A 23106-nucleotide genomic window follows, 5' to 3' on the forward strand; every position below is an offset into this window, starting at 1 on the left:
TTCAATGCAATCCGACGCCGAAATCATTCAGCGGATTCTTCAAGGCGACATCGAAGCGTATCGCGACCTCATCCAGCGATATCAGCATATGATCTATGTTTTCATTTACAAAATGGTAAACAATCGCTCTGATGCAGAGGATCTTACTCAAGAAGTATTTGTAAAAGCGTATGAAAAATTGTCGACATTCCGTGGAGACAGCCAGTTTTCTTCTTGGTTACATACGCTCGCCCGAAATAAGAGCATCGACTTCTTGCGTCGCCGAAAGTATCATGACTCGGATGAACAATTGGCCTATGTGCCATCTAATACACGGGACGAATCCCCTCAGGAATCGCTCATGACAAAAGAGCAACGTCGAGAAATTCAGGAAGCCTTTGCCTTACTGTCAGATTCTTATCGAGAAGTGATCGTCCTTCGCTGTACGCACGAATATCCGTTTGAAAAGATAGCGACACTTCTCGGCATCGCCGAATCTACAGCTCGTGTCCGTTACTTGCGTGCTCGTCAGGAACTCGCAAAATTGTTATCCCGCAAGGAAGGGGGGCTCGTACATGAACTGCCAGGCATTTAGAAAGGCATGGCTAGATGACACAGATAGCGATTCGCACTCACATATTGAAACCTGTGACGAATGCATCGCTTGGATAGAAACGCAAATGACAACAGAAGAGGAGGTGCAGTTCTTGAAGGAGGTTCCAATACCTCAAGCGAACCTGGAAGACAGAATCATGCAAGCAATCTACCAGACCGCCGGAAAAGGTGTACCCCCTCACGCCGCTACTGCATCTTCAGAGCAACAAACGAGCACAGTGATTTCAAAACCAAACAAGCGTTGGACCAAAGGCTTCCCTTCATACGCCTGGGTTAGCGCAGCGGCTGTCTTGCTCGCAGTTGGTTTCGTCGGCTACCAACAACTGGCACCGAGTAGTAATCAAATGGCTGCCACACAAGAAAACGGGATACAAGACGATCAGATCAACAAGAACATAGTTGCATTCGACGCGGAATCAAAATCGGCAACACAGGCTCCAGCACCTGCAATCGCTTCTCAACCAGTAGCTGCTGACAGCCCTACGATGAAAAAGGCAGAGAGCAATTCTGAGTCTGCTGCTACACAATCGCAGGTCGCTCCAACTGCACCTAAAAAAGATACACCTCCTACATCACCTCCCCAATCGAACAATGCGATTGCGATGGTGAAACCAGAGGAAAAAGCAGCCACACCAGAGTCACATACGGTAAATAAAGACGGGCAGAACAGCGTGGCATCTCGGGGATTACAGGGGAACACAGCTGATCAAGCGGCTAAAGCGAAATCAGAAGTTCCAGCGGAGTCAGCAAATACTGGTAACCATATAGCCGCTAAGGAAGCCAATGGCGCTGCTGCTGAGAATCCTATGACCTTTGGGATGGCTTCCCAAGCGGAACCAGACACGGCTGATGGGGGTACAACTGAGAACGCATTAGTGGGTCCAGCGTTGCCAGCGGTAGCGAAGCAGCCCATTACACTATCCTCGTTCACTGATTTGAATACCGCTGTACAAGCATCAGATATGCCCGTACCTGCCCTGTCGCAAGCACCGAATGGGTTCTCGATGAGTACAGTATCGGTCCAATATGAATCGGAAACCAGCCAGAAGGTGACTCGCTTAACTTCAGATTACAAGCGGAACAACGACTGGATTCGCATAGATGTTGTGCGTAATACAGAAGGCAAGCGTAGCCTCTCTATCCCAGGTACTTTCTCGGCTACTCAGTTGTTTGCAGTCAACGGAGAGCAAGCCATCGCTGTTTCATTTGATCAAACGGATTCAAAAGCATCAACTGCCCAGCACGCGGCTCATTTTAATGCTAAATCCGACAATCAATCGTTGTATGTCGTAATGACGGCACACGGTGTCACCTTAAATGAATTAATGGATGCTGCCAAGCATATCACGTGGAATCCGTAAAACTGACCAAGGAGAATGGATGCCTCCACGCTGGTTAGCCTTTTGATTGAAGTAAAAAAACGCTGCTCTCTTTCAACAAGAGACAGCGTTTTTCTTATCTTTAGTGCTTTTGATTTTTCTCCTGATTCCACTGCTTGATTTGCTCGATGATTTCCCGAATTTGATTTCGTGCTTCCATATGTTCAGGCTCGCTTCCCCAATGCTGAATCAGCGGCGGCATCGCTTTTGCCATTGTCGTGTACAGGCACCATACTTTTACCATTTCTACGCGCTCAGGAGTCGCTTCTCCTGTCAACAGCTCTGTAAATTTACGAACTAGATCCTCCAGTTCAGGGACCAACGCTTCTTTTTTCTCGTCCATGCCAGTTACCTCACTTTCGGGAACTCTTCTATTTGTATCCTTGGTTTATTTTACGAAAAAACGCCCACGCGGAAAAGGAAGATTTTTCAGGTGGGATCGGTTACGCTTAAGCTATCAAGATGAACGAGGTGAAGACTTATCAAAGACATGACTATTCGATTAGTTCCGACAACCAGAGATAACTGGCAGGATGCATTACGCTTGCAGGTTCAGGACGAGCAGCAGCGCTTCGTCCCCTCTGTTGCCGTTTCGTTGGCGAAGGTTCATATCCGTCCTGACGGTGACAACTGCGCCTATGAACCATTCTGTCTATATGACGCTGATAAAATGGTTGGGTTTGTCATGATTGCTTATGACGCCTCCACAGATTGGTGTTACTGGTTCAATGGTTTTTTGATTGATCACCAGTACCAAGGCAAAGGATATGGCAGAGCAGCCCTCTCAGCGATCGTAGATAAAGTACGGAACCGTTTCCCGCAAAGCCGATTTGTGAACTTGACCGTATGCCCGGACAATGCAGGTGCAAGACATTTATACAGTCAATCCGGTTTTGAAGAAACTGGCGACGTATACGGTGGAGAGATTGTTTACAGACTCTCATTATGAACAAAAACCGCCAGAATTGGCGGTTTTCATGCATCTAGCTATTTTGTTTCTGGTACCATGAATTGCAAAAGACCAAAAGCCACTCCTGCCGTCAATAGCGCACTCCAGATAATAATGCCCACGGACATCCACAGCATAAGCTTTTTCGTAGGGGCTCCCAGCGAGATACCAATAGCAGCTCCTAGTGGGGCTCCCGTTAAAAGCGGCGAAGTCAGACCTAGGCCGACCACTCCGTATTTATCCCAAATCTGCCACATGCGCCCTTGACGCTTGCTGCGATTCTCTACACGCTTTAAAAGCCAATTGCGCAATGAACCTCCCACGAAAATAACAGCACCTGCGCTGATAATTGCACCCACCGCACTAAAGATTCCGATCAGAACCGGTGGTAGCTGCAACATAAAGCCTACAGGGATTGCTGCCCACAGCTCAAACATGCCAGATAGTGTCACCGAGCCTGCTTTCCATAATACATCCATTCTGTTTCGCCTTTCCCCTCTCGCTGTCTTTTTCTTTCGTCATGGTAAAGACGAGCAGACTTGGAGAAAAGTAACGAAAAAAGTCAAATTAGGATGTGACATCTCTACGGATAAAGGCCGCGTACGCAATGATCAGTGCTGCGATCGCCCATACACTCAACACGGTCAACGAGAACGGCAACGTCATCCCCTTAATCGGAGGCAGTGTTCCATTGAGATAATCCGTCAGCTGCAAGTTTACCACGAACAAGTATTTGGACGATTCCCAGGAGGATGCCATCTGCGTCAGGATCGTTCCGCTAATTAACGCTGCCATCATAATTCCCATCCCCGCAGCCGCACTCCGAACCAAAACTGAGACCATAAGCGTTACCGTAGCAACCACGATGCAGACGAACCAGCCTAGACCATACTGCATCAGCAAAAATTGCCATTGCGGCAGCATGAAAGCCCCAGATGTCTCGAGCTCTCCTCCCGATACTTCAAAGCCAGTCAAAATAGGAAGATCCCAACCGGAATAGCCAAACACGACCCCAGAGAGCAAATAAGCAAGAATCAGTGTCGTAAGAACCGTGAGAGAGGTAAACAGCAGAAGGGTGATGTATTTGCTGGTCAGTACCTTCCACCGCCTTACGGGTCGCGTTAATAGCAGCTTGACCGTCCCCTCGCTAAACTCAGAAGATACAAGGTCAACCGCGAGCACGACGATAATCATCGGCAAAAACATCGAAATGGCTTGGTCCATAAAGCCACGGGCGAAAGTAGGCCCCCCCGGTGCCATCGGGTTAATGTCATGATCCAAATAGTATTGCTGCTGCGCGATCCTGACCTTGATAAAATCCCGCCACTCCTCGGGAAGACGGCTTGATGCCAGCCTGTTTTGCATATCGACGATTTGTTGGGTTAATAGCGGACGCCAGTCGGTTGTCCCCATTCGTTCTTGTGCAGTAACAACCGAACGGTACTGTGCGTATGTAAAAATCGGGATCAGAATCGCCAAGATCAGCACGACGACGAGAAAACGGCGCCTGCGCAGCAATTTTATGGTTTCATTCTGTACGAGCCCCACCATGTTCTGCTCCATGACTTCCCCCTCCTCCCGTCAATGTAAGGAACAGGTCTTCCAGTGTAACCGTCTTCGTCGCTATTCCCATCACAGGTATACCGCCATTAACCAAAGCTAGGTTAGCCTCGCTCACTTTTTCTACATCCATGCGTGATTTCAGGCGCTCTTCACTGACCACCCACACCTCTGTCACTGCTGGTAGATTTCGCAGGATTTCCTCGGCCTTTTGTATATGGGAAGACGGGATTGTCCAATCGACCTGATCAGCAAACTGCTCCATCAGTTCTTTGACTAATCCAACCGAAATGACCTTCCCTTGGCTGATAATCGCCACCCTGTCGCACATCATCTCGATTTCACTGAGAAGATGACTCGAAATGAAGACTGCGAGCCCTTCTTCCTCGGCAAGCTTGCGAATAAACTGGCGCAACTCACGGATCCCCGCTGGGTCCAAGCCGTTCGTCGGTTCGTCCAGGATCAATATTTTCGGCCGGTGCAAAAGTGCCTGCGCGATCCCCAGGCGCTGCCTCATTCCGAGTGAGTACGTTTTTACCTTATCATCAATCGCCCGCTCCAAATCAACGAATCGGACGATTTCCTCAATACGCTCAGCCGTTATACCGCCACTCATTCTCGCAAACTGCTCCAGATTCTCTCTGCCCGTCAAAAACTTGTACAGCTCCGGGTTTTCGACGATACAACCAACCTGCGCAATCGCTTGTGGAAACTGTTCTTGAAGGGAGATGCCTCCAATGCGAATATCTCCCCCATCGGCCTTTGCCAATCCAACGAGCATGCGGATTGTGGTGGTTTTGCCTGCGCCATTCGGCCCGAGAAATCCAAATACCTCTCCGGCGAAAACGTCAAACGTAATATCATGAATGATCGGCTTTTTGCCAATCGCTTTTTGCAATCCTTTTACTGAGAGGACCGTTTCGGCCAATGTACGCCCTCCTATCTGAGTCTCCCCTCGTCAACTGACGATGGCGTTGTGTTTATGATACACTGTCATAAGATGTCCATCCACATTATACCATGACCATACACTTTACAACGAATAGGAGGATACCTGATGCGCAAATCCGGCCAATTACTTTGGCGCACGGCAGGTCTCTTGTCTTTACTCTCCTTTCTCTTATTTGCGACAGGGTTTGTCCTCGCGATGAATCCACAGCAGTTAGCACCGTCCACAGCAAGCCCACCTGTGCAAAAAGAGCAGCCACCCTCACCTTTACCAGAAAAGGGCGTCCACAAAGTAGTCGCACTAGGGGATTCTCTCACGCGCGGTGCCGGAGACGCAAACGGCCAGGGCTACGTCGGACTCGTTCGCCAAGCATTGGAGAAAAAATCGGGCCATTCGATTACGTTCACAAACCTCGCGATTAATGGTCAGGAATCATCTGAGCTGCTCAAGCAAATGTCCCAGGAGCAAGTGAAGAAGCTGCTCGCTGAAGCCGATCTGATTCTTTTTACCATCGGCGGCAACGACTTGTTCAGGCAGACGGGCGGGCTGTATACCATTGAAAAAGAAAAAGTGACCACGGCTCTTAATAAGCTCGCGGTCAACTATGAAGAGATTCTCAAACAGATTCGTAGCGTCAACAAGACGGCTACAATCGTTTACACTTCCCTGTACAATCCTTTTGGCAATACCGAAGCAGCCGTCGACACCATCGGGCCTGTGCTCGACTGGAACAATCACGCATCCCAAATCGCCTCACGGTACCCACAAGTTTTCGTGGTGCCGACCTACGACTTGTTCTTGCGTAAGGAACAAAACTACTTGTATACAGATCACTTCCACCCGAATGCTGATGGCTATAAACGAATGGCGGATCGTATCTTGCAAGCGTTAGAGTGATTCACCCCTCGCTTCATGAAAGGATTTGCCTCGGGTTGCCTCAAAGGCCCGAGCACCCGCCCATTGGAAGGCACTGCTCATCATCGAAGTCGCTGCTACCACCAGGAACAAGGTCGTACCTCCGTAATGTGCTAACAGCAATCCACCCATCCACGGACCGATGAACTGACCGAGGTTGCTGAAGCTTTTCGCACCGTAATAGCTGCCCCGCATATTCTCTGGGGCCATTCGGTCGATCAGGACGTCCCCTGCGGTAAACGTAAGGATTTCGCCAATCGTGAAAAATACCATCGCCACAATGAAAATCAGCCACGAATTGGCAAAGGCATAACCTACGTCACCAACCGCATACATGACGTTTCCCACCAATATTGCGGTGAGAGGCGTCTTTTTTTCTGCCCAAGTCGTCAACGGAAGCTGCATCATGACAACGACGATCGCATTGACGGTCATCAGGATGGCAAACAGCTCGGTTCCATTCACGACCGTCATTTCTGCGAATTTGGCCAGCGTAGAAGACATCTGCGAGTAGCCAATCGCTCCTAAAACACCAGCGAGCATATACAAGCGAAACGCTTTGTCATTCACGATTACACTGAATGCACGGCTGAATGTAACGACTTCTTTCTTTTGACCTTCAATTTGTTTAATGCCGAACTTGTTCAATAATCCTTGCAGGCTAATCACATAGATCAGATAAATCAGTGCAGTCACCAGGAAAGGCAGAGCGACAGAGCTTTTGGCGAGTACTACCCCTGCGATAGGCCCTACCGCTACCCCAACATTAATCGCCATGTAGCGAATACCGAATACACGAAGCCTCTTCTCTTGTGGCGTTACATCTGCCATCAACGCCTGTGAGACCGGTTCGTAGAAGGATCGACAGAGTCCCCCTGCTATATTGAGAAATAGGAGAACCCAAGGATCTTTACTAAGCGCAAACCCGACAAACACGAGCGTCCACACGTACAACGCGCCTAGCATGACTCGCCTGCGCCCTATTCTGTCCGACCATGCTCCCGCAAAAAAGCCTCCGATTGTACCCGCGAGCGGTCCTGCTCCAATCGTCAATCCGATCATTGCCAAGCTCATATCTGTTTGATTGGACAAGTATAAAAACAAAAACGGCATGCTCATCGAGCTGGCGGCCCTAACGAACACGGTCCCGACGACTAATGACCAGACGATCGGGTGAAACTCCTGTAAACGCATCTTGATCCAGCTCATTTTCTCTCTCTCCCCACTACTGTTATGCACTCCCACCTCTGCCAGAACAGATGCTCTGTGATGTTCCCATTGTAGAGAGGCATTGGTCGTTCGTCAATGAGCATTCAAAATTTTTTGATTATGAAACTTTTCTATGAGAGTAATCAAAATTTCGATAGGGTTGGACACATTTCTCGTAGACAACGCAAAAGACCGCCAGAAAACACTGACGGTCTTTGCCAATCCTTTTTACAACATCACTTCTACACGATCAATCAGTTCTCCCTGTTCGTTCCATTTCACTGCACGGTAAACGCTATCGTGGTAAAACGTGAACCAAGCGCCTTGCTTGATCCCGTTGATGATCCATTCTTCTTTTGCATAGATGGAGGTCATCGGGTAGTCGTCGTAGGCCATCACCCATAATGGATTTTGGTGAGCGTGTGTAGGCATGATGTCCGCCAGATGCAAAAGCAGCTGCCCCTCTGTCTCCATCCGGACGATCGCATGTCCCTGGCTGTGCCCTCCTGTATGATGAAGCGTGATTCCCGGCACAACTTCGTGCGAAGCGCCGTACGTCTTCACCTGCTTCTCAATCGGACGCCAGTTTTCTTCCCAATATGTATTCTTCGAGCGAACATTCGGCTCTCTCATCTCCGCCCACTCCTGCTCCTGAACGTAGATGACGGCTTGTGGAAATGTAGAAACAAGTTGTCCATCACGTATAGAGACAAGTCCGTTGGCATGATCGTAGTGCATATGTGTCATGATGACAATATCAATATCGGCAGGAGTCAACCCTTTCGCAGCGAGAGATTCCACCACTTGAGACTCTTCCTCCAAGCCAAAATTGCGCTTCTGTTTTTCCGTAAGCCGATCATTTCCCATACCCGATTCAATCAAAATACGCTTGCCATGAGCCTGTACCAGGATCGGGTCAGCACGCAAAGGGATTTGATTCAGATCATTGGATGGGTATCTTTTGCTCCAAAGCGGCTTGGGCACCACTCCAAACATTGCGCCCCCGTCCAGCTTCGTGAGTCCACCTCTCAGCCAAGACAATTGAAACTGACCTACCTGCCATTCGTTCCCTACCATGATCCTGACGCCTCCTCGATTGCTCGGAATGATGATTGAAGTTCGAAAGCGAAAAGCACCCCGTTCAGGGTGCCTACAGCTTTTCTGCTACACTTACAGTTCTAGTCGCCGGGGCGATTTCTAACAGGAGATCACTCGATACAGCCTGCACAGTGACATCTGAATCACTACGTCTATGATGAAGCACGAGTTGCGCTACCTTTTCATTCTCTCGGTAAACGCTGATTAGTGTCTGTAACGGATTGGCACTCCCGCCCGCGATCAACTTAAACCCCGGGGCTATCGTAAACGTCCATCCCTCCACCTCTACTAGCGGTGCTAACGAGTACAGGAAGTAACGTTTCCCTAAGAGAATGCCATTATGGTTCATCAAGGCGAGAGCCCCCAATCAAATGAATTTGAACAGTATAACTTCATTTTGCAAAAATTAGCGGAGATTGAAAAGCGATTCGACAAAACTTCTAAAAAGACGACATCCTTTTCTTAATCATAGCCGATTCCTTTTGTTTTCGAAATAGAAAATCTTTTCAGCACCTTAAATCGCTCTTCCGACGGTCGCACCCTCCAAAATAGCTCGCTTGGCATCGAGCTCTCCCGCTTCTTTAGCCCCACCTATGAGGTGTACAGGCAGCCGATTAAGCAATGCGTGGTATAGCGAATTGTTGGGGGTCGCTCCAGCCGCTACAATGACCGTATCAGCCGGTATCATGCGTTCCTCCCCGTTCTGAATGAAATATACCCCTTCTTCTGCAATTCGGCTGTATTCAATTTGTGTCAGCATCTCTACGCCACGTCGCTTCAGGTTGGCGAGAACCGCCCAGCGCGTCGTTTTGCCCAAGCCCGATCCGACATGCTTCCCACGCCGCAGCATGCTGATTTTTCGTTTTCTTTGTTGCAGCTGCTGTACAGCTCTTCCGTCCAGAATCCGATACTCCTGCAAGTACTCCGCTGCCTTCGGTGAGATCGTTTCGTCGTGCATCAGTAAATGGGACAAATCACACGCGATTCCTCCCGCACCGACGATAACCACTTGTCTACCTACTTTGGCGCGCTTTTCAAATACCGCATCATATCCCTTCACATGTCCGAGCTCCACACCTGGAATCTCTGGACGCCGCGGAATGACTCCCGTTGCCACGACAACTTCTGCAAAACCTTCTTCTATCAGTGCCTCTGCCTCTGCCAGTGTTCCCAGCCTGATTTCGACACCAAGACGCGCGAGCTCTGTCTGATAATAGCGAAGCGTTTCATTAAACTCCTCTTTACCTGGCACCTGTCTGGCGTAGTTTAATTGTCCACCGATCTGTTTTTTGGCCTCCATGATGACCACCTGATGCCCTCGCTCTGCCAGCACGCGAGCTGCCTCCAAGCCAGCAGGTCCCGCACCGATTACAGCTACCTTCTTGCCGTTTTCCGCCGGAACCAACCGCCACTCTGCTTCCCTGCCGACAAGTGGATTGACCAGACAGGAGGCTACCTTCCCATCAAAAATATGGTCGAGACAGGCTTGATTGCATGCAATACATGTGTTTACTTCATTAAAACGTCCTTCTTTACTTTTTTGAACGATATACGGGTCCGCTAAAAATGGTCGGGCCATTGAAACCATATCACTGTATTCTTCGTACAAAATCGTTTCAGCCTGACGCATGTCGTTGATTCGATTGCTGGCGATAACCGGGATGTTCACGATCTGCTTAACTTGCTGCGCCACCCATACATATGCTCCACGCGGCACCATCATGCCAATCGTCGGTACTTGTGATTCATGCCAGCCAATTCCGACATTGAGAGCATCAACCCCTGCCTCCTCCAGCATTTTGGCAAATTGCAATGTCTCTTCCATCGTCGTACTATCTGGCATCAAGTCCAATCCCGACATCCGGTAGATGATCGGATAATCCAGTCCCACTGCTTGGCGGACACGCTTAGCCACCTCGATGCCGAAACGCGCTCTGCGTAAAAAGTCCCCACCCCACTCATCTTCTCGCTTATTGGTCACAGGGGACAAAAATTGATTGATCAAGTATCCTTCCGAACCCATAATTTCTACAGCATCAAAGCCAGCTTTTTTGGCGCGGACGGCACCATCAGCAAAGCACTGGATCGTCGCTTCGATTTCCTCAGCGCGTAACTCTCTCGGCTTCCAACGGTTAATCGGCGCCTGCAATGGCGATGGTGCTACCGGGTCTAATCCTGTCGCTTCCTTGTACGCATAACGCCCGGCATGGAACAGCTGCAACGCAATTTTCCCATTGGCTTGATGAACCTCTTTCGTGATCAGGCGCAATTTCTCGATATCCTCGTCTTGGTATACATTGCAATACTCGTTGCCCATGCCGCCCTCTGGATGTACGGCAGCCCCTCCTGTCACGATCAGACCAGCCTCTCCATTCGCACGCTCTGCGTAAAAAGTAGCAAGTCGCGCTACACCATTCTGCAGCTTCTCAAACCCGACGTGCATGGACCCCATCATAATCCGATTTGGCAACGTCATCGACCCAATTTGGATCGGTTCCCATACTTTTGAAAGTTCCACGTTAAACGCCCCCTAACGAGTGAATGCTCATTCATTTTCATTATCTATACGATTCTCTCTCTTCTCTTTATATTCCTTCTTCCTCACTATAAAAGCGGGAGTCGTCAGAATGAAGCCATCCACGGATCTAAACTCAATAATAAAGTTTTCTTAGTGTTTCCATGGAAGACGGAAGAAGAGTGGATATTGCTTTCGTCGATCAAGGGAATGAGACGAAGGTCATTGAAACGTTCCACGCGGAAAGCTCCAATCCCGTCGAGCTCCAGCAAGCAGGCTGGCAAGCGATCATGGACAATTTCAAAGCCTCTACCGAACAAAACTAATCATCGCGAAGAAGACGCCGGGGAAGATGCCCGGCGTCTTTCTTTTTGAACCCCTAGTACGAGCGTGCTCTCCGTTAGCCTTAACCTTGTGCCGCATCCATGTTCATGTAGTTAATGGCCCACAGATGGCCGTCCAAGTCCACGAAGCCCCAATGATACATGAACCCATGATCCTCAGGTTCAGCGTGCAACTTCCCGCCCAAGGAGACCGCAGTATTCACGATTTCATCGACCTTTTCCCGGCTCTCGAAGGCCAATGCGATCGTCATCTGCGCATACTTGCTCGTATCGACGGATTCCTTCTCCGTGAGCGTATTAAAGAATGCTTGATTGATCAGCATGACCTGTAGGTTGTCGCCGATCACGATGGCTACCGAATTCTCGTTCTCGGGGAATTGCGGGTTGAGCTCGAATCCGAGTCCGGTGAAGAACGCTTTCGATTGTTCTACGTTTTTTACAGGCAGGTTGAAGCTCGTGAATGCGGACGTTAATGCCATTTTCAAAACACCTCTTCGTCAAATTAGTTTGTGTTCATTTTTGCCTTCGTTTATATAGACGACAGCCGAGGGACATGGTTCCAATCCTAGTAATGCGTGAGTTGTTCATACTATCCTGCCCGCTATTTTAACGTGGCCCCAGTCTAGAACTTTATTATCTCTGGACATCTACCTCGAAGAGTGCCCTACCACAAAAGTGTTTTGATTAATTTAGTATCTGTACACCTTTGAACCATACGGCTTTAATGGACAGGGTATCTGAGATGTTGGTTATCGGATCACCGTTTACGAGTATAAGGTCAGCGCGCGCACCCTCGGCAATACGGCCGCGATCGACAAGACCAAAGCAACGGGCTGGTTTCGAGGTAGCCGACTGAAGCGCTTCTATCGGAGTGAACCCGGCCTTCACCAGCAATTGCATTTCATGATGGACGCTGGCTCCATGAGCAAGGCCGCCAAGACTCGGAATGGGAACCGGAGCGACATCCGTCCCTACCAGAATATCAACTCCGGCACGGTGTAGGTCCATCACATTCTGAAAGCTGTTCTCCATATTGCCTTGTGGAAACGTATTGAAACTGGAGTTCAAGATATCGATCCAATCCGGACTTAATTTGGAATGAACACGCGGATCATTCGCCAATTCCGATGCTGGATTTCCAATAATAGATGAATTCAATACCAAGCACGGTGTAACAAAAGCGCCTGAACTTGCTATAGAGTTCACTAGCGCGGACGTGTACGCGGGTCTGTCGATAAACAAGTGACCCAAACCGTCGACTCCAAAATCGATGGCTTCTTGCGATGAACGAGCCGTCAAGACGTGGGCGATGACCAACTTATTGAGCTTGTGGGCTTCTGTCACGGCTGTTTTCAGAATCTCGTCGCTTAGTACAGGCAGGCCAGGTGCACCCATGACCGTTCCTTCTTCAATCATGATCTTAATATAGTCGGCTCCATTTTCCACTTGCGTATGCACATGTTTAATCGCCTCTTCCACCGTCGTCACTTGCGGTATTTCTTCGTGATTGTGAGCGTATGCAGCCAACATCGCTTCTCGGTCTTCCTCCGATAGCTTCTCTAGTTCCTTTAAAACGAATTCTGGTATTTCATCTCCATCCGGCAGTAATTCATCTGGGTGTCCGCCCGGAGCGGTGATCGCTGTGCCAGCAGAACGGACGTCTGCGACGCCATTCACATTTTTCAACTGAATCTCTCGCCCTCTTTTCGTAAAATCGCCGTTCATTTCGAGTTCTGTTGTAACGCCGAATTTTAGGGCATCTCGTAATCCTCCGATGGAGGTATGGACATGTGCATCAATCAGACCAGGCATCAGTGTCGCATTTTCTCCATCGATAATCGTAGCATCTGCCGGAATGTCTCCACCCACTGAAATAATGGACTCCCCTTTCATGACAACATGTCTGGGGGCAATCATTTGATTTCCATCAAAGATCCGTACATTTGTAATCGCCGTAACTGGTTCTAACGCAGCATGTTGAGCTACCTTCTCCATTTGAATTCCTCCCAAGTGTTTGCCATTCAACAATTCGGAGTATAATTGTTAGTTATCTAACTGTCAATGAACTAACTTTTATTTGACACGAAAGCTGGATCTCTGTATAGTTTATTTGCTTACAGTTAGTTTTCTAACAATATAGGGAGGTACGATCATGAAGCCTCGCAAGTATACGCCTTATCTGGATTTGTTTCAGATTATTGGCCTTAAGTTAAAGAAAAAAGCGGACGATAGCATAAAAGAGTTAGGATTAAACGCCCAACAAGGAAAAGTAATTGGCTATATCTACGAGAAGCAAGAAACTGGATTAATTCAGAGGGATCTTGCTGATCGGTTTCATCTGCGCGGGGCTAGCATTACAAGTATGCTTCAAGGTCTTGAGCAAAGAGGATTTATCGAGCGTAAAATCCCAGCCAATAATGAAAGGCAAAAAAATATTTATGTTTTACCAAAAGCCGTTGAATTGATTGAAGACTTTAATGAATCCTTCCAAAAGGTGGAGGACGAAATCACTCAAGTCCTTACCGAAGAGGAGAAGCAAACCTTGAAGGAATTGTTGATTAGAATTAATGAACGCTTATAAATTCGGTTGGAATCTGCATCGAAGGTCGCTTGGAGACAATAGTTGAATGACAAGAATGGCAGACACATACTATACATGTATAATATATGTCCGCCATTTATTGTTTTTTTCAATTTAGTTCTTGATAAGATTAAGCCTGAGCTCTTTGCATGGACAACCTATTTATTCTGTGCCGAGTTTGACGAGTATCCCCAAATCCGCGGAAAATTTTGCGATGGTTTCTGTAAATGCCAATTCCTCCGCTTCTGTTCGCGGCATTTCCACGACAAAGTGATAATCCAGCACGACATTCGCTCCTATCTGCTTACCAGGCTCCACAAAGCGGCGCTTTTCTGTCAACGAGCACTCCGCTATCAAGCTTTTTGCTTGCGTCCATAGCTGTTGAATCTCCTCATCTTGCAAGCTATACGGATAGTCAATTTCCACTTCAATTTCACAGCTGTCCTCTTCTGCAAGTGTAAACAGATGGATGGTAGCCGTTGGTTGCTTCTCGTCCTCCGCCTCGGAAAACGTGATCAGAACCTCTTGCCCTTCCGATTCTTCCAGCAACGAATGATCCGAGCGCAAGACGATATCCGAAATCATTCCATGCGTATGTAACTGTTGATTTAGTTTTTCCACCATGAATTGTAGCACGTACTTTTTCCTCCTGTTTCACCATATTCTCTCGTAGCAGTATAGCACGAGTCCTACAAATGCGAAAAACCCCTTCACGAGGAAGGGGTCGGTGTATTGTTGATATTTTTTTGATTCATGAATTCGGACAGCCACGCACGACGTACTTCTTTGTTTGGACAGTAGCCTAAAATGTAGCTTTCTCCGCGCATATATTTTTCCTTAATCCACTCTTTATGCTTGCGGAAAAAGGCGTGCTGGAAATCAATCGGCATCTGCTGATATTCTTCCAAAGCTGAAGGGTTCTGGAGGAAAAAATCTTCATCGTACACAAACTCTTCATTTTGTTGGCGGCTGATCAGGTACACAAAAGCAATCACCAAGAACAGGTTCACCAAGAAAATCGTCATAGAAATCCCTCCAGTCAGTAATAATTATCTGATTAATCTGTCTTATCAGCATATTATTATTGTACCACGAAATTGGTGTTTTCTAAACCTTTTCCATAAACGAATTTTTAAAAATTTATGATGAATCGACAAATAAAAAACACCCGCTCGTGATGAACGGGTGTTTTTCGTACTCGTTAGGAGTTCGTGCTCGGACCATCTGTAGTTGTGGGACCAGCATCCTGACTGGTCGGCGGGATGATATCCGGCGGTGGAGTAGCGTTATTACCTGGTACAGTTTGTGTTGCACCAGTCGCAGGCTTCTGTGCTCCCTGACCTTGATCTGTCGACTGACCTTGCCCCTCTGTGTTTACGACATCAGGTGGCGGCATTGCGCCTTCATTTGCCATACCGTCTTGATCGTCGGTCGGATTCATCGGCTCTTGTTCTTTCGGAGCCTCCGTTTTATGTTTCGTTGACGCTGCTGATTCTGTCGTTTTCTTCTTGACGCTCTTCTTGTTGCTAGTCGCAACCGCTTCACCAGTACCGAGTATCGGGGAATTGTTGAGCGACGCTACGACGCTCCCTGTCACTCCCATCTCTGATTGCAAGGAATTGCGAACAGTCTCGAGCTTTTCTTTTTCGAGATACGTATATCCTCCGCTCCAATATGCCCCATTATCCAATGCAGTGACCGTAGAGGAATTAAATCCTTTGAAATCGTAGGCCAAGCCTTTGATCTGATCCTTGGAAAGATCGGTATGTATATTCTTGGCGCCTACGTCCATGACATTAAATATCTTTGTCAAGCCTTCAAGAGAGGCCGTTTTGTCCACGACTGCCTTGATGACTTCTTGTTGGCGACGGTTGCGGTCGAAGTCACTGGAATAGTACTTCGTTCCACGGTTGTCGTGACGATGTCGTACATAACCAAGTGCTTGCTCGCCATTCAACTTTTGAAGTCCTGGCTGGAGATTGATGTGTGTATCGTCAGTCGGATCATCGTATACCAGTCTGCGATCCACATTGACTTCCACACCGCCTAATTCGTCAATGACGGCTTTGAAACCATCGAAATCAATGGCTACAAAATGCTCAATCGGAATACCCAGTATTTCATTCAACGTTTTCTTCGTTAAGGAAATACCGTCTTCAGTAACCGTCTGGTTTTTGCGCTCTGCTTGCCTGCGTTCTGCTTCGCCATTGGCATAGACAGAATTGATCTTATGGTAGTCGCGATAGCCCGGGATCTTGACTCGTGTGTCCCGCGGGATCGATACCATGGTAACCTTCTTCGTCTTCGGGTTGGCAACTGCCACGATCATTACGTCTGTATTCATGGAACCTGTTTCAGGACGGGAATCAGAACCAAGCAATACGAACGACATTGGCTTATCCGAGTAGTAAACGGGATCGGTATTTTGGGATACTGGCGAAGTAAATCCGCTGTTTGCAGGGTTCGTTACTTCCGTCAGAGTGTCTTCAATTTTCCAATAAATCGCTCCAGCCACACCGCCAACCAGCAGCAAGGTCATCAATGTGATGGATACCACGAGTTTACGTATTTTTCGATTACGGCTCGGCTGTTTCTTTCGAGAAGCTGAAGCGCGTGTTTTCACAACAGTATCTGGCATATGAATCAGTCTCCTTGTTCGCGCACGCTTTTTGACAAAGTAAAGGGAGGCACGATTTTGAATTGTGCCACTCGACAATATGCACCACTATTTTCTTCAGTTGGCAATACTCTGATTCAGGTATTGTACCATATCGTTGTCTGCATTTGTAGAAAAATGTTCCTTTAAACGAAAAGTCCCCCATCTTTTTGTCGATAAGGGGACTTTAGTTGCATATATCATTTTTGGCTTATTGCAAGCCGCGTGGTGCCTGACTAAATCCTTGTACAGGACCCTCAGGACGCTTGTTTTTGGAGCGGTGTGAATCTCCGCCCTGCCGAACATGGCTCTCTTGTTTTCCATTCACATCATTCGATTTCTTTTCCATGACATACACTCCTCCTCTGTAACTAACGGGTAGTGTACGTCAAGCTATGTATTTTCATTCTCTGCTGAGGATCTGTCTTTCTTTTGCGGCATAGTAATCTTTTCGTGCCAAAAGGACATCGATATCATATCGTCCGTTTCCCTTTGTTCTCATCTCGGCCAGAGCAACGCCGAAAGCAGCTTGTTCTACAAGGGACAACGCTTTGTTTTGCGCATAAATGATACCCGCAGCAAACGCATCCCCCGCGGACTCTCGGATCGGCATAATTGGTGCAGCAAGCCATTTTTCCTCCTGTGCGGTGCACAGCCACAGCCCTGCTTCCCCACAAATGACCATGACCTGATGAATACCTTCTGCCACTAATTTTTTCGCGCATTCTTCCACATCATTATAAGAATGAAGGGTTTGGCCACCTAACACTTCCAGTTCATCAATGCTGGTGACAAGTATATGAACGCCTTCAAGCATCCCTTTCCATTTTTCTGCTTTTTTCACAGAAACAGGATCTACGACGATCTTTTTGTCGAGTCTTCTGGCTTCCGTCAAGAATACCCGCATAACCTCGACGGGAAGATTGGCATCCAGAAACAAGCCTGCGGCCTGTGGCAAGCGTTTGAGACCTTGCTGGATAATATCGGCTGGCCACTCTTCATTTAGTTCCATATCCGCAACAGCCGTGTACAATTCACCGTCACGATCACGAATAGCCAAGTAGCGACCAGTCGATTTCCCTGCGATTCGCAACATGCCATGAGTAGCTACTCCACTATTTGCAGTGACCTGTCTTAGCCACTCGCCGTCTGCGTCTTCTCCTACCAGAGCAAACAGCTGCACTTCTTCTCCTAGCCATCCCAGATTTTCCGCCACGTTTCGAGCTACGCCGCCAGCCTCTTGATGCACTTCACCCGGATTACTTGTTCCAGGCAACAGTCTGGCAGAGGTGACTCCCTGCACGTCAACATTGGCTCCTCCCACGCATAGCCAGTATTCTGTTATACCTTCCAGCATTCCAGCATTCCCCCTAGCGTTCTGCTCATGGTCTAGTCCATTGTGCTTTTCTCTTTTGTTCGACAGCGTCTCCCTTTTTACCTACCTTTTTAAAAACTTCCTGACAGATCAAATCCTTTATTTTCGACCATCATATTCCCAGTATTCATGGATGACGTTCTGTAGAATCCGTGCTACATTGAAAAAACAAAAAAGTAAGTTACGAAAGAAAGGTTGGGGATGAACTGACATGAGTGCCTCGTCGACACCCATTCACTCAACACCCGCAGGGACTGCGGCACCAACTGTCTATCGCATGCTATTTGCCATTAGCATTGCGCATCTGTTAAACGACAGTTTGCAAGCGGTCATCCCTGCACTGCTCCCTATTGTGGAGAAGAATCTAGCATTGACGTTTACACAAGTCGGAATGATTTTGCTCGTCATGAATCTTACTTCATCTGTTTTGCAACCATTTGTCGGTTACTACTCCGATCGCAAATCGATCCCTATATTGCCACCACTGGCTTTGATCGTATCGGGATTGGGGATGCTGGCACTCGCTTTCTCCGGCAATTACTATTTTGTTCTCGCAGCAGTTGCCTGTGTTGGGATTGGTTCAGCTATCTTCCACCCAGAAGCCTCACGCTTCGCCCACTTGGCATCAGGTCCTCGCAGAGGGCTGGGGCAATCCATTTTTCAAGTGGGGGGAAATGCTGGGCAAGCTCTCGCTCCCTTGATGACCATCCTGGTCTTTGCGAACCTGGGACAGACAGGGGCCGCTTGGTTTCTGCTGCCCGCGCTATTAGCTAGCGGCATCTTGCTCTATGTTGCTCTCTGGTATCGTGGGCAACAGCGTTTGAAAAAGGCTACTGCCGCACCTGTTACGTATACGAATCTGAACAAGCGGCTGATTGCCTTAGGCCTCCTGATTGTCATCGTCAGTGTGCGTTCCTGGATGAATGCTGGCTACCAAAGCTTTTACCAGTTTTATTTGATGTATGTGAAAGATATGGATTATGCCAATGCCCAGCTCGTCATTTTTGGTTTTCTTTTCGCGGGAGCGATTGGAACATTTTTTGGCGGACCGCTGTCTGACCGATTCGGAAAAAGAAACTTGCTTATCATTTCCACTCTCGGTTCACTTCCACTGACATTACTGACGCCTTACGTCTCTGGATTTTGGGCCTTTCCATTGCTCGTGATCAGCGGCTTTATCATGCTTTCCAGCTTCTCCGTCACAGTCGTATATGCGCAGGAGCTATTGCCTGGCAAAATAGGTACCGTATCCGGGCTGATTATCGGGCTTGCCTTTGGAATGGGCGGCATGGGCGCTCTCGTATTCGGCTATCTCGCCGATCTCTACAGTCTGAGCTTCGTCATTCTGTTATGCTCGTTCCTCCCGTTGACTGGATTTATGGGCTTTTTACTGCCGAAAGACAAGACACTCCGCGAATGGGCTCACTAATCTAGACCAAGAAAAAGTCAAAACAAAAACCCGAGGACACGAATCCTCGGGTTTTCTTCATGTTAAGGGCTCTAAACCAATACACCTGTTGGTGCGCCCAGCACTTGGGCAATAACTGGCGGATACACTTCAGGCGTACCATACAGTCTCCAAGTACCGTCCTCACCTTGACCGAACACGCCATGGATCAGCCAATCTGCTGCCAGCAAAGCACCCAATTCAGCGCCAATCGACAGCTTGATTGTCTCGCCATTCGCACGTTTTGCCGTACAGCCAGATGAAGTGATCTCTTGCACGAGCATGGATTCTTCCGTGATATCTTTGATCGCCATCGGGTTGCTGTAAAGATTTTGAGTCGCTTCTTTTTCCAGCACACCACGTAAGCGATAGGACTCCGGCAATGTTTCCTTCAACTCGACGAACAATGGCTGCATGACAGGATAAAGCGCGTATGGTCCTTGCTTATCCAGCCACTTGAAGAACGCCGTCAAAACAGACATCAGATTGGTTGCCAACGTTTTGGTCGTTGCGTCCGTGCGCGTGAAAATGTCGTGGACGAGGAAATATACCAGGTCCTCTCTGCGCAACTGCTCCCATGTGAAAGATGGGCCAAACGCTCCTCTGACGAATGAACGGAAATTGTTCATGACCTCATCGTACTTTTTGACGGTTGCTTCTGACTTGCCATCGGTCATCTCTTGTACGAAGCGATTGATGTCCGCAAGTCTGTCAGGATGTACGGTGTACACACTCTCCGGCAATCCCTCGATCAACGGACGGCGCAACAGGTTATGCACATGCAGGCTGTCATTTGACAACGAGAGGCGCGGACGAAGCATGTCCATTCGGATAAAGCGAGCCAAGCCTTGTCCGATTTTATGATCCTGTTCCATTTGCTCCATCAGCTTGTGGAGTTTTTCATGCAGCGCCTCGTTTTCAGTAGCCGCAACCAAAAGTGGAGCCAAATCATCGAGCTGTTCATGGGAAGTAACCAGCCATTTTTCAGCAAAATAGGTTTGGACTGCCCACTGCAACACTTTTGGTGGCAAAGTAGGCTGACTCGTGATAAACAGAGTTCCTTTGGACAAACGAGAGCCAGTTGAAGTAAGAACGCGAATCTCCTCTTCGTTCTCAAATGCAAGCAGCAGTAAAGTCTCAGCGACTTCGTCCAACTGCGGTGCGAACCCTTCCAGAATCAGGCTGTCATCCTGCAAAATCACTTCTGCCTGTACTTCATAAAGCTCTAGCAAGGCATCCTTTAAATTCGGGAACAAATGCTCTTCCTTGCGTGTCGCATATACCCATGTCTCACGAGCACCATCCCGCTTTTTCAGCTCAAATGCAGGGTTCGACTCGATTACTTTCAACAGCTGTTTACGATCTGGCATCGCATAAGTACGACGCAGAAGCGACTCTTGCTTCGGTGCTTCTGACTCGCTTGCCGCTTCACCAAATTGAACGATGAAGTGATACAGCTCTGTCGTATAGCTTCTCTTGCTCGTATCTGCCTTCGCTGCTTCTACTTCTGGATGCTGGTGTAACCACTCGAGCAGACTTTCCTTGACATGTGGCTGCAAAATGATGCTGCCAGAGAAGAGCATATCACGCAGACCGAGATTCAGCAGACGCCCTACGATCAATTGTCCAGGGACAACATCCAACGTATTGGCACGAAGCAGATAGTGTTTTTCTTCCGAAATCGGTTGTTGAACTGTGATGACATCACGATCCACTTCCACGATTTCATAAACATTCAGGTGCAGTCCAGCAAACGCACGGCGAAGATCGGGCTCCATCCGACGTCCATGCTGTTTGATATAGTTCTCAAGCAGCGTGCTTCCACCTGTTTTGACGTCCAATACACACCAGTTGAAGAAATGCGCTGCCCATTCAGGACGTGCGACACTCTCTTGGGTCAAGTCGACTTCTTCCGCAAAGCGATTCCGCGCTTCTTGAATCGTCTCGCTGGTTACATTTGCGCCGACAAAATGGTTCAATCTTTCGACCCAGCCAGCGTATTCTTTTTGCAGCTTTTGCTCGTGGCGGCTACGCAGCTCCGTAATAGGAGTGACTACCCCACAGCATTTTTTGTATTTTTTTCCGCTCCCGCAAGGGCACAGTTCGTTTCTTCCTACCGACATAGAGGGTTTGGATCTCCTTTCCATCCCACGCGGCATGCGCGGGGAATCATGCACAATCCCCCTATTTTACCGCATTATTCGTCATGTGTTCAAGTGTTCTCGCTTTGGTTCATGTGCGATACCCACATCCGTGTTGTTGGTTTCCCATTGGACAATAAATTGTTCCAGTCGATTCATCAACCTGACGATGCGCTGCTTCTCGCCCATGCATGCTGAAATAGCAGAGAGTTGGTTCGTGGCAAAAAGCTCCACTACTTCCTTCTCCATTTCTTGAAGGCGAATCCGATAGCCCGCGATAACATCGCGCAGGATGGCAAATCTCTGCTCTAACCGGATCGTAGCCTCAAGTTGACTCATTGTTGTTCACTGGTCGCTAGTACCTGTTGAATGCCAAGTACGATCTGCTCATGCTTATGTTTCTCTTTCATCAGCACTTCTATAGCTTGCATATTGCTTTGTTGAAAATGAGCGACAACTTCTTGGGACATTTCTTGGTTTCTTGTCTCCAAGCGGCTGATAGCTTCTTGCATCAGTTTTTGTACTTCCTCGAGAACTTGCTGGTTGGTAATGGTAGACATAGTAGCTTCCTCCTTGGTAAATAGTTGTTCTGGTTGTTGTTCCACCTGGTGTAAGGGATTCGCTGGTTCTTCCGATGCAATTTCTTCTGAGACGGACTCGCTGTTTCCTATCGATACAGAAGGGGCAGCAACAGCAACCTCGAGGGCGGCCTGCTCTTCCTTGGAATCTTCGCTACGAGCAATGATGTACATGGTATCACCGTCAATGCGGAAGCGGTCATCTTGCGCAGGGAGAAAAGCAGCATCTGAAGCAATTCCAACCTCCTGCTCCAGAAAATGGACTAATGTGCGAGCAGCTACCTGTGTAATACCATTGTCGCGGCAAAACGCATACACTTGGTCATTGCCCAAAGTCCACTCTGCCAAAAACCATCTGCTGTCGCCTTGATATTGCACAAAGCGAGGATCGCGTTCCAATTGCAGCATACGAAGAATCTGATTCCAGCCAAACTGCGTTTGTCGACGCAGCTCTGCGACGATTTGCTCAAGCTTTTTTGGTGTTTGGCTATCGCGCAAATAGCGATGAGCCAAGTCGTACACTTGATGTGGCTGGTGAGTGACCTCTACGATCGCCTCTGAGCTTCCAACCCGCACTGGAGATTGCTCCATTTTCAACACTTTATCCAGTACTGTCTCGCAGTCCAGCTCCAAAAAAGCATTCAGCTCATTCGCTTCCATCCGGGAGCAGATCTCCGTACGTGGAAGGGAGCGCTCACCGGGCCGGAATACCTTTTTTACAATACTTGGTAGGGTATAAGTTGGCCGTTTCATTGCACTTTCTCCTTCTCGTGATCGGCATTGTATGCCAAATCAAATGGGAATCAAGAAGTTATT

At 48.2% G+C, this 23106-nt stretch carries 25 protein-coding genes; 7 read left to right on the plus strand and 18 right to left on the minus strand.

Translation table 11 applies throughout. The features are described from left to right. The first annotated feature begins 4 nt into the window (after window positions 1–4). Together BBR47_RS20240 and BBR47_RS20245 are read left to right on the plus strand one after the other, a co-directional pair. The gene (locus tag BBR47_RS20240; RefSeq protein ID WP_007716978.1) at window positions 5–574 is read left to right on the plus strand and encodes an RNA polymerase sigma factor; all 570 of its coding nucleotides are present in this window, start codon (window positions 5–7) and stop codon (window positions 572–574) included. After that, window positions 555–1955, plus strand: a complete 1401-nt coding sequence (locus tag BBR47_RS20245; RefSeq protein ID WP_015892297.1) for a hypothetical protein — start codon at window positions 555–557, stop codon at window positions 1953–1955. The genes BBR47_RS20240 and BBR47_RS20245 overlap by 20 nt, the downstream gene beginning before the upstream one ends. 100 nt (window positions 1956–2055) lie before the next feature. On the opposite strand, the gene BBR47_RS20250 is transcribed toward BBR47_RS20245, so the two are convergent. Continuing rightward, on the minus strand, window positions 2056–2316 hold the full coding sequence (locus BBR47_RS20250) for a YusU family protein (RefSeq protein ID WP_015892299.1): 261 nt from the start codon (window positions 2314–2316) through the stop codon (window positions 2056–2058). Window positions 2317–2463: 147 nt separating this feature from the next. Between BBR47_RS20250 and BBR47_RS20255 the strand changes: the two genes are divergently transcribed. Then, on the plus strand, window positions 2464–2922 hold the full coding sequence (locus BBR47_RS20255) for a GNAT family N-acetyltransferase (RefSeq protein WP_015892300.1): 459 nt from the start codon (window positions 2464–2466) through the stop codon (window positions 2920–2922). A gap of 38 nt (window positions 2923–2960) precedes the next feature. On the opposite strand, the gene BBR47_RS20260 is transcribed toward BBR47_RS20255, so the two are convergent. The 3 genes from BBR47_RS20260 to BBR47_RS20270 form a co-directional block, all read right to left on the minus strand. Beyond that, window positions 2961–3401, minus strand: coding sequence for a small multi-drug export protein (locus BBR47_RS20260; protein ID WP_015892301.1), 441 nt, complete (start codon window positions 3399–3401; stop codon window positions 2961–2963). An 88-nt stretch (window positions 3402–3489) separates the two neighbouring features. After that, window positions 3490–4485 carry an ABC transporter permease gene (locus BBR47_RS20265; RefSeq protein ID WP_041749545.1) on the minus strand — a complete coding sequence of 332 codons (996 nt, stop codon included), beginning with the start codon at window positions 4483–4485 and terminating at the stop codon, window positions 3490–3492. After that, window positions 4451–5410, minus strand: coding sequence for an ABC transporter ATP-binding protein (locus tag BBR47_RS20270; RefSeq protein WP_015892303.1), 960 nt, complete (start codon window positions 5408–5410; stop codon window positions 4451–4453). The genes BBR47_RS20265 and BBR47_RS20270 overlap by 35 nt, the downstream gene beginning before the upstream one ends. A 129-nt stretch (window positions 5411–5539) precedes the next feature. Here BBR47_RS20270 and BBR47_RS20275 point away from each other — a divergent pair, with 129 nt between their 5' ends. Next, window positions 5540–6328 (plus strand): GDSL-type esterase/lipase family protein, encoded by a 789-nt coding sequence (locus tag BBR47_RS20275; protein WP_015892304.1) that lies wholly within the window; start codon window positions 5540–5542, stop codon window positions 6326–6328. Here BBR47_RS20275 and BBR47_RS20280 read toward each other — a convergent pair. From BBR47_RS20280 to BBR47_RS20295, 4 genes are all read right to left on the minus strand, one after another. Further along, complete coding sequence (locus BBR47_RS20280) at window positions 6320–7555, minus strand: MDR family MFS transporter (RefSeq protein WP_015892305.1); 1236 nt, start codon at window positions 7553–7555, stop codon at window positions 6320–6322. The genes BBR47_RS20275 and BBR47_RS20280 overlap by 9 nt on opposite strands. A gap of 228 nt (window positions 7556–7783) precedes the next feature. Beyond that, window positions 7784–8632, minus strand: coding sequence for a YtnP family quorum-quenching lactonase (locus BBR47_RS20285; protein WP_015892306.1), 849 nt, complete (start codon window positions 8630–8632; stop codon window positions 7784–7786). 73 nt (window positions 8633–8705) lie between these two features. Beyond that, complete coding sequence (locus tag BBR47_RS20290) at window positions 8706–9002, minus strand: hypothetical protein (protein ID WP_016742437.1); 297 nt, start codon at window positions 9000–9002, stop codon at window positions 8706–8708. A 165-nt stretch (window positions 9003–9167) separates the two neighbouring features. Next, window positions 9168–11171 carry an FAD-dependent oxidoreductase gene (locus tag BBR47_RS20295; protein WP_015892308.1) on the minus strand — a complete coding sequence of 668 codons (2004 nt, stop codon included), beginning with the start codon at window positions 11169–11171 and terminating at the stop codon, window positions 9168–9170. A 179-nt stretch (window positions 11172–11350) separates the two neighbouring features. On the opposite strand from BBR47_RS20295, the gene BBR47_RS31355 reads away from it, so the two are divergent. Then, complete coding sequence (locus BBR47_RS31355; RefSeq protein ID WP_173362207.1) at window positions 11351–11494, plus strand: hypothetical protein; 144 nt, start codon at window positions 11351–11353, stop codon at window positions 11492–11494. Window positions 11495–11574: 80 nt separating this feature from the next. Here BBR47_RS31355 and BBR47_RS20305 read toward each other — a convergent pair whose 3' ends face one another. Together BBR47_RS20305 and BBR47_RS20310 are read right to left on the minus strand one after the other, a co-directional pair. After that, a complete protein-coding gene (locus tag BBR47_RS20305) occupies window positions 11575–11991 on the minus strand; it encodes a VOC family protein (RefSeq protein WP_007729208.1) in 417 nt (138 codons plus the stop codon). A gap of 205 nt (window positions 11992–12196) precedes the next feature. Next, a complete protein-coding gene (locus BBR47_RS20310; protein WP_015892310.1) occupies window positions 12197–13507 on the minus strand; it encodes an amidohydrolase family protein in 1311 nt (436 codons plus the stop codon). 157 nt (window positions 13508–13664) lie between these two features. On the opposite strand from BBR47_RS20310, the gene BBR47_RS20315 reads away from it, so the two are divergent. Then, window positions 13665–14093 carry a MarR family winged helix-turn-helix transcriptional regulator gene (locus BBR47_RS20315; RefSeq protein WP_015892311.1) on the plus strand — a complete coding sequence of 143 codons (429 nt, stop codon included), beginning with the start codon at window positions 13665–13667 and terminating at the stop codon, window positions 14091–14093. A gap of 162 nt (window positions 14094–14255) precedes the next feature. Here the strand turns inward: BBR47_RS20315 and BBR47_RS20320 are convergent, their stop codons facing one another. The 5 genes from BBR47_RS20320 to BBR47_RS20335 form a co-directional block, all read right to left on the minus strand. Next, complete coding sequence (locus BBR47_RS20320; RefSeq protein WP_041749546.1) at window positions 14256–14729, minus strand: hypothetical protein; 474 nt, start codon at window positions 14727–14729, stop codon at window positions 14256–14258. A gap of 74 nt (window positions 14730–14803) precedes the next feature. Next, window positions 14804–15118: a hypothetical protein gene (locus tag BBR47_RS20325; protein WP_015892313.1), complete on the minus strand. Its 315-nt coding sequence runs from the start codon at window positions 15116–15118 to the stop codon at window positions 14804–14806. A 176-nt stretch (window positions 15119–15294) separates the two neighbouring features. Further along, window positions 15295–16731: an LCP family protein gene (locus BBR47_RS20330; RefSeq protein WP_015892314.1), complete on the minus strand. Its 1437-nt coding sequence runs from the start codon at window positions 16729–16731 to the stop codon at window positions 15295–15297. A gap of 229 nt (window positions 16732–16960) precedes the next feature. Beyond that, complete coding sequence (locus tag BBR47_RS31360; protein WP_007717021.1) at window positions 16961–17098, minus strand: hypothetical protein; 138 nt, start codon at window positions 17096–17098, stop codon at window positions 16961–16963. Between the two features lie 54 nt (window positions 17099–17152). Next, window positions 17153–18106 carry a carbohydrate kinase family protein gene (locus tag BBR47_RS20335; protein WP_015892315.1) on the minus strand — a complete coding sequence of 318 codons (954 nt, stop codon included), beginning with the start codon at window positions 18104–18106 and terminating at the stop codon, window positions 17153–17155. 229 nt (window positions 18107–18335) lie between these two features. Here BBR47_RS20335 and BBR47_RS20340 point away from each other — a divergent pair, with 229 nt between their 5' ends. Next, on the plus strand, window positions 18336–19553 hold the full coding sequence (locus BBR47_RS20340; protein ID WP_015892316.1) for an MFS transporter: 1218 nt from the start codon (window positions 18336–18338) through the stop codon (window positions 19551–19553). Window positions 19554–19624: 71 nt separating this feature from the next. On the opposite strand, the gene BBR47_RS20345 is transcribed toward BBR47_RS20340, so the two are convergent. The 3 genes from BBR47_RS20345 to BBR47_RS20355 all read right to left on the minus strand — a co-directional run bounded on the left by BBR47_RS20345 (window position 19625) and on the right by BBR47_RS20355 (window position 23043). After that, a complete protein-coding gene (locus BBR47_RS20345) occupies window positions 19625–21694 on the minus strand; it encodes a YecA family protein (RefSeq protein ID WP_015892317.1) in 2070 nt (689 codons plus the stop codon). A gap of 81 nt (window positions 21695–21775) precedes the next feature. Further along, entirely contained in the window at window positions 21776–22051 is a 276-nt protein-coding gene (locus BBR47_RS20350; protein ID WP_015892318.1) for a hypothetical protein, read from the minus strand. Then, the gene (locus BBR47_RS20355; protein ID WP_015892319.1) at window positions 22048–23043 is read right to left on the minus strand and encodes a hypothetical protein; all 996 of its coding nucleotides are present in this window, start codon (window positions 23041–23043) and stop codon (window positions 22048–22050) included. Before BBR47_RS20355 ends, BBR47_RS20350 begins: the two co-directional genes overlap by 4 nt. Window positions 23044–23106: the final 63 nt, after the last annotated feature.

This window comes from Brevibacillus brevis NBRC 100599 (assembly GCF_000010165.1).
Classification (GTDB): domain Bacteria; phylum Bacillota; class Bacilli; order Brevibacillales; family Brevibacillaceae; genus Brevibacillus; species Brevibacillus brevis_D.